At 74.0% G+C, this 11,791-nt stretch carries 10 protein-coding genes; 3 read left to right on the top strand and 7 right to left on the bottom strand.

The genetic code is table 11. The features are described 5' to 3' along the window. Position 1 precedes the first annotated feature (1 nt). Positions 2–379 (top strand): toxin Doc, encoded by a 378-nt coding sequence (locus ACIG0D_RS11990; protein ID WP_365767714.1) that lies wholly within the window; start codon positions 2–4, stop codon positions 377–379. Between the two features lie 470 nt (positions 380–849). Then, the gene (locus ACIG0D_RS11995) at positions 850–2,415 is read left to right on the top strand and encodes a ricin-type beta-trefoil lectin domain protein (RefSeq protein WP_399798879.1); all 1,566 of its coding nucleotides are present in this window, start codon (positions 850–852) and stop codon (positions 2,413–2,415) included. A gap of 765 nt (positions 2,416–3,180) precedes the next feature. On the opposite strand, the gene ACIG0D_RS12000 is transcribed toward ACIG0D_RS11995, so the two are convergent. Beyond that, positions 3,181–4,350 (bottom strand): lactate 2-monooxygenase, encoded by a 1,170-nt coding sequence (locus ACIG0D_RS12000; RefSeq protein ID WP_399798882.1) that lies wholly within the window; start codon positions 4,348–4,350, stop codon positions 3,181–3,183. A 421-nt stretch (positions 4,351–4,771) separates the two neighbouring features. On the opposite strand from ACIG0D_RS12000, the gene ACIG0D_RS12005 reads away from it, so the two are divergent. Further along, positions 4,772–5,197, top strand: coding sequence for a subtilase-type protease inhibitor (locus ACIG0D_RS12005; RefSeq protein ID WP_399798885.1), 426 nt, complete (start codon positions 4,772–4,774; stop codon positions 5,195–5,197). 150 nt (positions 5,198–5,347) lie between these two features. On the opposite strand, the gene ACIG0D_RS12010 is transcribed toward ACIG0D_RS12005, so the two are convergent. From ACIG0D_RS12010 to ACIG0D_RS12035, 6 genes are all read right to left on the bottom strand, one after another. Beyond that, a complete protein-coding gene (locus tag ACIG0D_RS12010) occupies positions 5,348–5,554 on the bottom strand; it encodes a CDGSH iron-sulfur domain-containing protein (protein ID WP_399798888.1) in 207 nt (68 codons plus the stop codon). Continuing rightward, positions 5,535–6,188, bottom strand: coding sequence for a HemK2/MTQ2 family protein methyltransferase (locus tag ACIG0D_RS12015; RefSeq protein ID WP_399798890.1), 654 nt, complete (start codon positions 6,186–6,188; stop codon positions 5,535–5,537). The genes ACIG0D_RS12010 and ACIG0D_RS12015 overlap by 20 nt, the downstream gene beginning before the upstream one ends. A gap of 21 nt (positions 6,189–6,209) precedes the next feature. Continuing rightward, positions 6,210–7,217, bottom strand: coding sequence for an iron-containing redox enzyme family protein (locus ACIG0D_RS12020; RefSeq protein ID WP_399798892.1), 1,008 nt, complete (start codon positions 7,215–7,217; stop codon positions 6,210–6,212). 68 nt (positions 7,218–7,285) lie between these two features. Next, positions 7,286–7,486, bottom strand: coding sequence for a hypothetical protein (locus tag ACIG0D_RS12025; protein ID WP_399798895.1), 201 nt, complete (start codon positions 7,484–7,486; stop codon positions 7,286–7,288). 27 nt (positions 7,487–7,513) lie between these two features. Then, the gene (locus ACIG0D_RS12030; RefSeq protein ID WP_399798897.1) at positions 7,514–8,521 is read right to left on the bottom strand and encodes a Ppx/GppA family phosphatase; all 1,008 of its coding nucleotides are present in this window, start codon (positions 8,519–8,521) and stop codon (positions 7,514–7,516) included. A gap of 441 nt (positions 8,522–8,962) precedes the next feature. Further along, the gene (locus ACIG0D_RS12035; protein ID WP_399798899.1) at positions 8,963–11,791 is read right to left on the bottom strand and encodes an NHLP bacteriocin export ABC transporter permease/ATPase subunit; all 2,829 of its coding nucleotides are present in this window, start codon (positions 11,789–11,791) and stop codon (positions 8,963–8,965) included.

Genomic DNA, 11,791 nt, shown 5'->3' on the forward strand with positions numbered 1-11,791 from the left:
CGTGGCACCCGTCCTCCACATCGACGTGCCCTGGCTGCTCCAGCGTCACGAAGAGGTCCTGCCGGACCAGCCGACCATCAACGACTTCTCCGCGCTGGTCGCCGCCGTCGCCCGGCACCGCGTCGACCCGCCACGGCTCGGCGTCGACTCCGACCCGGCCTGGCGGGCCGCCGCGCTGCTGCACACCCTCGCCCTGCTGCGCCCGCTGCCGTCGGCGAACGCCCGCTTCGCCTGCGCGACCGCCGTGGCGTACATGTTCGTCAGCGGCGTCGGCATCGACCCGCCCTACGGCGCCCTCGTCGACCTCGCCCGCGACCTGATGGAGGGCAGGACCGACGTCTACGGCGCGGCGGACCGGCTGCGCTCCTGGCAGATCTGATCCGACGGCCGGACGTTCCCGGGCGCACGTCCCTGTGTCGTCGGCGCGCACCGCTCCCGCCCTCGGGGGAGGCCGCCGGCCGAGGGCGGGAGGAACACGGCCGGCGGCCGTGACGCGCGGGAGTGCCGCCGTCCCGCGCGGGGCCTGGCGATGAGGCCGACTCCAGTCCACCGCAGGCCGCCCGCCGGCGGGAGCGTGCGCTTCACCCCCGGTGAGGGCGCGGGTTTCACACGGGGTGCGGGAAAAAGCGAATGGCCGGGCGGGGGGCGGGAGTTGCCATGGAATCTGACTTTATCTCAGTGGTGCAGATGTTGCTCAAGTGCCTTGTTGTGCGTGACTCGGTTGTGCAAGGGTGATCCACCGGGAATTTCTGCTCCCGATCCCCGCCATAAAGGTATGCACCAAGTCCGGCTTCCTTTCGGCGAACAGAACTCCCGGCTGTCCCATATACGTGGGAAGGAAACCGCTCAGTGCTCACCCCCCACCCTGCTTCACCGCCGTTCCCCGACGGCGTTCCCGGCCCGTCCGACGAAGCGCTGGCCGCCCGGCTCAGCGGCGTACCGGACGCCGAAGTATCCCGGGCCACCGCCCTGCTGCTGGCCCGACACTGGCCCTCCGCGTACGCCTACGCGAGGATCTGCCTCGCCTCGTCCGCGCAGGTCGCCGCCATGGTCACCACCGCCGCCTGTCACCAGGTCCTGGACCGCCTCACCCTGGGTGACAACGGTGTCGCGCTGCGACCGCGGCTCCTCGTCACCGTGCGGGACACCGTGCGGCACTGGGCCGCCGAGGACCGAATAGCCGGTGCGCTGCCGGAGTTGCGGAAACCGGCGGGAGGACGCGGTATGCGCGCGGCCACGTCCATGACTCCGGAAAACAGGAGGCTGGCGGAACGCGCTTTCCAAGAGCTTCCGGGTCCGGCCCGCTGTCTGCTCTGGCACACGGAGGTCGAAGCGGAGCCGCTGGACATCCCCGCCGCGTTGCTCGGGATGGACACCGACACCGCGGCGGTCACCCTGGAACAGGCGCGGGAGAAATTCCGGGAAGGCTGCGTCCGCGCCCACCGGCAACTCGCCCCCAGCCCCGACTGCCGCTTCTACAACCGCCTCCTCGACGTGCCGATCCGGCGCGGTGGCGCGCTCCTCCCGGACGTCCAGGACCATCTGGCGGAATGCCGGCACTGCCGGGACGCCGCGGAGCAGCTGAGCCACGTCGAGACCGGGCTCGGCGCGCTGCTCGCCGAGGCGGTGCTCGGCTGGGGCGCCCGCCGCTACTTCGACTCACGGCCCGGCCGCACCCAGCACCGCCCGCGCGGCCGTGGCGCCCGGCGGGCGGGCCGCCGCCCCCGCGTGCTGCCGAGGTTCCCCGGCGTGGCGGCCCGCTCCACCCGGGCGCTGCGCACCGGGGTGGGCATCGCCTCCGCCGGGCTGCTCGCGACGGTCCTCGCCACCAGCCTGTCGTACGACGGTGACGCCGACCCCACGGCGTCCGCCGGCGCGACCGACCGCGGCGACGCGTCCACCCCCGGCCCGGTCACCACTCCCCAGGACGCGGCCCAACTCCCCAGCGAGATCCGGGAGACCAGGTTCCGCAACGCGGGCACCGACCTGTGCCTCGACATCCAGGGCGAGCCCAGGGCCGGCGCTGAGGCGGGTCTGTCGGCCTGCTCCGCGGAGTGGACCCAGCAGTGGTCGTACGAGAACGACGGCCTGCTGCGCAGCGTCGCCGACCCCGGCCTGTGCCTCGACGCCCACGCCGACGCCGGTGTCGTCATCCTCGGCACCTGCGCCGACGCGGGCGACCCACGCGGCGGTGACGTGCGCTACGACCTCACCCGCCAGGGCGAGTTCGTCCCCCGCTGGGACGAACAACTCGCCCTCGCCCCCACCACCGGCGAGCCGGGCGCCGACATCGTCGTCAAGGTCCGCGACGGCTCCCCCACCCAACGCTGGACCGCCGAGCCGACCACCACGGACGCGAACCCCCTGTCCACGAGGGACACAGCCCGCCAGGCAGGCCTCCCGGAAACGAACTGACCGCCCCCTGTCCCCGGCCTGCCCGCCGGGCCGGGGACAGGGGAGGGGGCCCGGCCGGTTGCTCGGCCGTGGAGCGGTTCTGTGACCGGCGCGCGGGCGGCCCGGGCCGCCGACTCACCCGTGCCGGGTGGGCCGGTGACCGGCGCCGGTGACCGGTCGGCGTGGGTCGGCGCCTCGGCACCGCCGGAACCGATGGCCCACAGGCCGTCGCCGTTGGGTGCTGCACCGGCCCCGGCCTTGTCCCCACCCACCCGCCCGCCAGGGACGGGGGACCGGCGGGCGGGGGAGTGGGCCCGGCCGGCTGCTCGGCCCTGTGGAACGGTTCTGCGCCCCACGAGCGGGTGGCCCCCGGCCCCGACTTGCCCGTCCCGGGTGGGCGGGCGACCGGCGGCCGGTGACCGCCCGGCGTGGTTCTGCGCGTCGGCGCCGCCGGGACTTTCGGCGCAGGCCGTCACACCTCGGGTGTTGACCGCCCCCGCCCCCGCCCGGGCTGGGCAGGCCGGGGGCCTGCCGTGGCTCCTCGGGCGCGGGCGGCCGTGCCCAAGTGCTCGTCGCGGCCCTTGCGACGGTGACGTCGGCCTCGCGGGGAACGACCGGCGCCGCCTGAACCGATGGCACCGGCCGTCACCCTTGGGCGCAGGCGACGGCGCCCGGGTCCTCGTCCTCGGGCCCCTGCGACAGTGGCTTCTGTCTTGGCGGGGAACGACCGCGGGTGTCCTGCTTCGGCCCCGCGGCTGCGGTCAACGCGCGCCGTCCCCCGGGCGGTTACCCGGCGTCCTCCACCAGGTCCGCGGTGGTCACGGTGGTGGGGGTGGCGTGGCCCGAGAGGGCCAGGGTGAGGTCGAGTTCGGCGAGGAGGCAACGGATGACGTGTTCGACGCCCGCTTGGCCGTCGAGGGCGAGGCCGTACGCGTAGGGGCGGCCGACGAGCACCGCGCGGGCGCCGAGTGCGAGTGCCTTGACGATGTCGTCGCCGGTGCGGATGCCGCTGTCGAACAGGACCGTCAGCCGGTCGCCGACCGCCTCGGCGACGCGGGGGAGCGCGTCGGCCGCCGCGATCGAGCCGGCCACCTGACGGCCGCCGTGGTTGGACACCACCACCCCGTCCATGCCCGCCTGGGCGGCGCGCCGGGCGTCGTCGGGGTGCAGGACGCCCTTGAGGACGATCGGGCCGTCCCAGTTGTCGCGCAGGAACGCCAGGTCGGGCCAGGTCTTGGCGGGGTCGGCGAACATGCCGACGAAGTGCATGACGGCCGCGTTCGGATCCTCGTGCACGGGTTTGGCGAGGCCCGCCTGGAACGCGGGGTCGGTGAAGTAGTTGGCGGTGCCGACGCCGTGCAGGAACGGCAGATACGCCTGGTCGAGGTCGCGTGGCCGCCAGGCGAGCAGCGGGGTGTCCAGGGTGACCATCAGCACGCTGAAGCCGGAGGCCTTCGCGCGGGCGAGGAAACTCCGCGTCACCTCGCGGTCCTTCGCCCAGTACAGCTGGAACCAGCGCTCGGCGTCCCCCATCGCCTCCGCGACCTGCTCCATCGGCGTGCTGGACGCCGACGACAGGATGTACGGCACGCCCTGCGCGGCGGCGGCCCGGGCGGCGGCCGGCTCGGCGTCCGGATGCATGATCGACAGCACTCCGACCGGGGCCAGCGCCAGCGGGGCGGGCAGCGCGCGCCCCAGCACCTCCACCGACAGGTCCCGCTCGTGGACGTCCCGCAGCACGCGCGGCACGATCCGGCGCCGCCGAAGGGCCGCCCGGTTGGCGAGGGCGGTGCTGCCGTCGCCCGCGCTGCCCGCGACGTAGCCGACCGGGCCGGGTCCGAGCCGCCGCTCGGCCATCTCCTCCAGCCGGGTCAGATCGGTGGGCAGCCGGGGCACCGCGCCCGTCATCCCGTTCAGATAGATCTCGTACTGGAAGTCCGCCCAGTGCTTGCCCATGCGTCCGCCTCTCGCCGTCGAGCCTGCGCCGACGCCGACCCTACCGGGGGCCCGCGAGCGGCCCGCGGGGAGGACGGTTCATCCAACTTCCGTGCCTGGAATGGATGGTTCGACCACCTCTTCCTGAACGCGTGGCGTCCGTCGGGGGTCGCGGCCGGTCAGTTTCGGAATGTTTCCGGCCGATTAACAAGGATGGTGAAACCAGCCAATCAGCCGACTAAAACGATCAAGATCCGCGCAGATCGGCGATTGGAACGTTCGAATCCCGTGACTTCACGCCACTGATTCAATACGCAATGTTACTGAAACCGGTGGGGTCGATGTGAGTTTCGGCGGCGGACTCGGCAGACTCGCGCTCGCCGGTCGGCACTCACCGCGTGCGGTCCGGCACTCAACGCAATCAAGCGGAAGGAAGCACACAATGCGGAACTTCGCGCGCCGGGCAGCGACCCTCGCCCTCGCGGCCACCGCGCTCGCCGCACCCCTGAGCGGGACCGCCCAGGCGGCGCCCGCCACGCTCTACGCCCCCTCCGCCCTGGTGCTCACCGTGGGCCACGGCGAGACCGCCGCCCAGGCCACACCGGAACGCGCGGTGACCCTGAACTGCGCACCGAAGCCCTCCGGCACGCACCCGGACGCGGCCTCGGCCTGCGCGGAACTCCGCCGCGTGGACGGCGACTTCGCCGCCCTGGAGGAGAACGAGAGCGGCATCCTGTGCACCCGGGAGTACGACCCCGTGGTCGTCACGGTCGACGGCGTGTGGCAGGGCGAACGCGTCTCCCACGAGCGCGTCTTCGCCAACGAATGCGTGAAGAACTCGTCCGGTACGAGCGTCTTCGCGTTCTGAGACCGGGATCGCGACGGTTCCGTGATGGCAGCAGGAGTACCGCAGGTGGGGAGTGCGGGTTCCTGTCACGGACCGAGGCGATCTCGTGACAGGGGCCGGCGGGCGGAGTGGGGCCGCCCGCCGGCCTCTCGATCGTTCACCGCGCGCCGCTCACCGGCCCTTGGTCCGGGAGCGGTGGCTGGTGTCGCACCACGGGAACCGGCGGCTGCGCCGGCAGGTGCACAGCGCCACCTGGAAGCGGTCGGAGGAGACGACGGTGCCGTCCTCCAGTTCCACTTCCACCGGGCCTTCGACCAGCAGGGGCCCCTCGCGCCGGACCCGGATCCGGCGGGGGCGGTCAGTCGGGGAGTTCGGCACGGACGACCACCAGCTCTTCCTTCTCCTCGGCGGGCCCGAGCAGCCCCCGGCGCCGCAGCCACTCCGCCCGGGCACTGAGCACCGGGCCGAAGGCGATCCGGCTGCGCCGGGTCACCGCCGCCTTCAGACCCGCCTCGCGCAGCTGCGCCACGCTACGGTCCGGGTCGCTGACCGCCGAGTGCACCATCAGCAGCACCCCTCCGGGCCGCAGCAGACGCGGCGCCTCCCGGCAGATACGGTTCACCACAAGCCGTCCGTCGCGGCCCCCGTCCCAGTTCCGGGCCCGCCCGCGCGGGGCGACGCTCCCGTCCGGGGCCGGCACGTACGGCGGGTTGGCCAGGATCAGGTCGAACCGCTGCCCGCGCACGGGGCCGAACAGATCGCCACGCCGGATCCGCACCGGCAGCCGGGACAGCCGGGCGTTGACCCACGCCGCGCACACCGCGCGCCACGAGACGTCCACGGCGGTGACACGGCCACCACGCCGCGCGGCCTCCAGGGCCAGCGCGCCGCTGCCGGTGCCGACGTCGAGTACCTCCGCGCCTCGGGGCAGCGGCTCCTCGGACAGGGCCGCGGCCAGCAGGGAGGTGTCTTCCTGAGGGGCGTAGACGCCGGGTGGGATCAATGGATTCACCCTCTCCCCGTACCCGAATGTTCAGGAAGTATGGGATGCGCCGGAAGTGACGTGCGAGCGAAGAGAGGACCGGCCCGCCCGCCAGTCGGCGAGCAGCCGCCGCGCGAAGCGGTCCTCGACGAAATCGGTGGCGTCGATCCCGAAGGCCACGTCCGGCGCCAGATGCGGCTCCTCCTCCAGCAGACCGCCGATGACGTCGCGGCGGACCACCTGCTCGTGCACCGCGTCCGCCTCCACGTGCTCGTCGTAGAAGTGCTCTGCCGCGGGTCCCGCGCCGGTGCGCCGCATCGCCTCCGCCAGCCGCCGCGAACCGGGCGACGAGGTGACCTCCACGGCCGCGAAGTGACCGACGAGGGCACCCCTGAGGGCGCGGTGCAGGCCGAACAGGGACATCATGTTCACCGTGGCCAGGGCCTCCGCGGACGCCGCCTCGAGATAGCGGCCGTAGGTGGTGTCCAGGCCCAGGTCCGCCATCAGGTCGGCGAACAGGCGCGCGTGCACCCGGTCCGCGCGCCCGCCGCCGAACTCGTCGAACTCCACCGCCGCCATCGCCGCCTTGGCCCGGCCCCACAGCCGCGGCAGCACCCAGGCGTGCGGGTCCGCCTCCTTCAGGTGGTACAGGGACCGGTGGGCCGCGTACTCCCGCAGCATCCACAGCTCGCCCTCGTCCCGCAGATAGTGCGTGACGCCGGTGCCGTCGACCGGTTCGACCAGCAGATCGGCGAGCGCGTCGTCCACGCCGTCGTGCGCCGGGGCGTCCGCCCGCAGCGCGGCGAGGAACCGCTCCTCCAGCCCCGCCCGGGCGCGCAGCAGCTCCGGGTCCCACTCGTGCTCCGGGTCCACCCCGGCGAAGCCGCGGTAGTGCAGCTCGTAGCAGAGGTACAGGGCGAGTTGGAGATCGTCGCCGTACGGGTCCGCCGCCGCGATCTGCTCGGCGCCGGGCGGAGGGCCCGCCGCGCGCAACCGGTCGGCGACGGCGGCCGAGAGCGGACCGCGGGGCGTGGGCAGAGGCTGTCCTTCACGTTCCATGCTCACCGGGTACCCCGGAACGGGCGCCCGGCGCCTCACCGGGCGCGATCAAGGCGGGGACACGGTCCTCAGCCGCCCTCGGACTCCTCCTGCGCCCGGGTGTTCGGCGTGATGGCCTCCCCGGCCTCGCCCTCGTCGCTCCGCTGCTCGCCGGTGTCCCGTACGCGGCGCTCTTCGTCCAGTATTTCCTGGAGGACCTCCTCGAAGGCGGTCTCCGGCTGCTCTTCCTCGCGGTGCTTGTCGTCAGGGTGCTTGTCGTTCGCCGACACGGTGACCGCTCCTCTCCGGTCGCAGGGTCAGGATGTGGTGCTCGCGATGCGCAGCGGCACCGGGTCCGCGCCGGCGTCGCCCTCGTCGAGCCGGGAGACCTCCGCCCACCAGGACGGGCCGTCCTCGATGTGGCGCAGCAGTACGCCCTCGCGGATCGCCCATGGACAGACGGTGACCGTCCGCAGGCCGGTCACTTTCATCGCGGTGTGCGCGACCAGTGCGCCGGCCAGGCTCTGTGCGGCGCGCGGAGCGGAGATCCCGGGCAGCAGGGCCCGCTCGGCGGCGGGCAGCGCGGCCAGCCGGTCCACCGCCACCCGCAGGTCCGAGCGGCGCAACTCGCGGTCCGCGAACAGCCCGAGCCGCCCCGGCGCCGCCCCGCACAACCGCCCGAGCTGCTGGAAGGTGCGCGAGGTGGCCACCGCGGTCCGCGGCCCCTCCCAGCGGATCCGGGCCCCGGCGTCCCGCAGCTGATGGCGGACCTTGCGGCGCAGCGCCCGCACCTGCTCCGGCGTCGGCGGGTCCTGGTCCGTGAAGAACTCATGGGTCAGCCGGCCCGCGCCCAGCGGCAGCGAGGCCACGAAGTCGGGCAGCCGGCCGCGGCCGAAGGCGACCTCGAGCGAGCCGCCGCCGATGTCCAGCAGCGCCAGCGGGCCCGACCGCCAGCCCATCCAGCGCCGCGCGGCGAGGAACGTCAGCTCCGCCTCGACCTCGCCCGGCAGCGTGCACAGCTCCACACCGGTCCGCTGACGCACGGCGCGCAGCACCTCCCGACGGTTGGGAGCGGCCCGCACCACGGCGGTCGCGAACGCCAGCGGCCCGGCCGCGCCCCACTTGCTCGCGGTCAGGTCGGCCTCGGCGACGGCCTCGGCGAGGCGGTCGACGGCGGTCTGCGGGATCGGCGCGCCGGGCCGCACCTCGTCGGTGAGACGCAGCCGCCACTTGGCGGTGTGCACGGGCAGCGGCACCCCGCCCTCCGCGTCCGCCACGACGAGCCGCACCGTCTTGGAGCCCACGTCCACCACGCTGATTCGCATGGCAGTCCGGGTACCCGGATATTCACCCCGCCAGTCCCCGGCGGGGTGATCACGGTACGGCGCCCCGAGGCACGCGGACCACCAGGGGGCGGGGACACGGCGCCCGAGGGTCGCCCGCGCCCGGACGAACCGGCCGGGTTCCGGCCAGGGCCGCCGGCGGCCGGCTTCGGTGAGGCCGGGGGACGAGGCCGGGCTCGGCCGGGGCGGGGGCCGGATTCAGGTCAGGGCCGGGGGAGACGCCGGTCCGGGACAGGCCGGAGGAGCGGCCGGAGTCAGTCGAGGGCCGGGGGAGACGCCGGTCCGGGTCAGGCCAGGAGCGGCCGGAGTCAGTCGAGGGCCGGGGAGCGCGGCCGGGTTCGGCCGAGGGCCCGGGCGGCGGCCCGGTGCGCGCGAGGGCCGGGGCGAGGCCGGGCTCGGGCCAGGCCCGGGGGTCGGGCCCGTTCACGCCAGCTGCCGGCGCACCAGCTCGTGCAGCCGCCCGCCCGTGTCCGCGAGGAGCTGGGCCGGCGGGCCCTGCTGGGCGACCTTGCCGGACTCCATGACGATCACGCGGTCGGCGTCCAGGACCGTCGACAGCCGGTGTGCGATGACCACGCGGGTCGCGTTGAGCGCCTTGGTGCTCTCGATGACCCGCCGCTGCGTCTCGTTGTCCAGCGCGCTGGTCGCCTCGTCGAAGAAGAGGATCCGCGGCCGGCGGATCAGCGCCTGCGCGATCATCAGCCGCTGCCGCTGCCCGCCGGAGATCGCCCCGTTGCCCGCGACGATGGTGTGCAGCCCCATCGGCATCCGCTTGATGTCCTCGGCGAGCCCCGCCATCTCGGCCGCCGCCATCGCCTCCTCCGGCGTGTACGGCTCGGTACCGCAGATGACGTCCAGGATCGACCCGGTGAACGGCTGCGCGTGCTGGAGCACCACCCCGCACTGCCGCCGTACGGCCGACTGGTCCAGCGCGGCCAGGTCCTGGCCGTCGTAGAGCACACTGCCCGACGTCGGGCGGTCGAAGCCGATCAGCAGCCGCAGCAGCGTGGACTTGCCGCAGCCGCTCGGGCCGACGATGGCCACGAACTCGCCGGGCCGGATGTCGAAGGAGACGTCGTCCAGGACGAGCGGCCCGTCGTCGGAGTAGCGGAAGGACAGCCGCCGCGCCTCGATCGCGCCGGACAGCCGCCCCGGCCGGGTGCTGGCCGTACGCACCTCGGGCAGCTCCCGCAGCACCGGCTTGATCTGTTCGTACAGCGGCAGCGCCGCCACCAGCGACACGAACGCGCCGGTGAGCTGGGTGACCGAGGTCAGCAGCATGGTCACCGAGGTGTTGAACGCCAGGAAGTCGGCCGCCGACATCGTGCCCCGCGCCGGCCCCGCCAGCAGCATGAACATCAGCAGCGAGCACAGCGGCAGATACACCGCGCCGAGCACCGCGGAGAGGTTCTTGATCCGGCCGAGCCGCTGCTGGAGCTCCCGGCTGCGCGCGAACTCGTCCGCCCACGCCGCGTACGCGTAGTTCTCGGCCGCCGCGACCCGCAGCTTCGGCAGACCGCGGAGCGTCTGGAAGGCCTGGTTGTTCAGCTTGTTGGTGAGCACCGTCAGCCGCCGCTGCCAGCGCACCTGCCACAGCCCCAGTCCGAGGAATACGGCCGCGACGACGACCAGCATGCCCACCGCGGCCAGTGCCATCGGCACGCTGTACCAGAGCAGCAGCCCCAGGTTCATCGCCCCGACCGTCACCGACTGGGCGACCGTGGGCCCCACCCCCGCGAGCAGCCGCCGGATCGCGCTGATGCCCATCGCCGCACTGGCCAGCTCACCGGTGGAACGCCCGGTGAAGAACTTCACCGGCAGCCGCAGCAGCCTGTCCCACACGGCCGGCTGGAGCGTCGCCTCGATACGGCCCTCCAGCCGCAGGATCGTCAGGTTCTGCAGCAGCATGAACGCCGCCGCCACCACACTGCTGACGATCACCGCCGCGCACACCTGCGCGATCAGCCCTCCTTCCGCCTTCGGCACGTACTCGCCGAGCACCTTCCCGGTCGCGATGGGCACCAGCGCGCCGATCGCCACAGTCACCAGCCCGCTGAGCAGCAGCGCCGTCATATCGCCGCGTGTGCCGCGCAGACAGAACCGCAGCAGCCCGAGCGGGCCCAGCGGGCGGTCGGGCAGCGGCCGGTAGAACATCACCGCGCGCGGCTCGAACTCGCCCGCGTTGGCCTTCTCGACCGGCGTCTCCCGCCCGGTCGCGGGATGGACGGCCACATAGCCGCCGCGCCGCCACAGCAGCGCGACCGGCGCCCCGGACAGCGCCCGCCGCCCGACCAGGGGACCGACGTTCTCCCGCCACCAGGCACCGTCCAGCCGCACCGCCCGGGTGCGCACCCGCGAGGCCAGCGCGATCCGCTCCACCGGGTCCAGCCGGTCGCTCTCCGTGCCCCCGTGCCCCGGATCGGCCAGCGCGATCCCCGCCGCGCGGGCCACCAGCCGGCACGCCGCGTAGGTGGCGTCCGCGTCGGCGGCGGTCGTACGGCGTTCCGACGAGCGCCCGATGGCCGCGAGCAGCGTCCGGTCGGCCTGCGCGCGCACCTGCTCACCGGCCTTGATCCCGGCCGCGGTGCGCGTCTCGTGGCTGCGCTCCAGCTGCTCGATCCAGCGGTCCAGCGTGGTCAGCAGGCGGTACTGCTGGTCCACCATGCTCTGCCACACCGCCGGGTCCATCAGCAGATCGGCGGCGGCCTCGGCGCCGTACAGCGAGCCGTACTGGACGCTGCCGGGCGGCACCTGCATCCAGAAGACGTCCTCGTCGGTGACCGCCCCGGCCCCCTCGACGGCCCCCTCCGACGCCATCGGCGCCTGGAACAGCACCGACAGGCCACGGCCCACACCCAGCGCGAGCGCGTACTCCAGCGGGCTCGTCGTCGGCGGTACGTACTGCGGGTTGCCGTACTCGTCGTACGACCAGGTCTGCGTGGCCGCCGGCTGGTACAGCTCGCGCAGGCCGATCCGGTGCACCACACAGTCCCGCACCGGGCGCGCCACCAGCGTGTGCTGCGGGCCCGCGACCGGACCGAGCAGCAAGGTGCCCGCCTCCAGACGGCCCAGGTGATGCCAGTGACCCTGCTGCGCCGCGTCCACCGCGAACAGGTCCAGCGCGCCCGCCGCGACCAGCCACAGCACCTGCGGGCCCTCCAGGTCGAGCCGGGTCAGCGTCGACCCGTCGATCGGCGTGCCCAGCGAGCCCAGGGCACCCAGGACCAGGTCGCCCTCGTCGACGGCTCTCAT

The sequence above is a fragment of the Streptomyces sp. NPDC052773 genome (assembly GCF_044547145.1).
GTDB lineage: Bacteria > Actinomycetota > Actinomycetes > Streptomycetales > Streptomycetaceae > Streptomyces.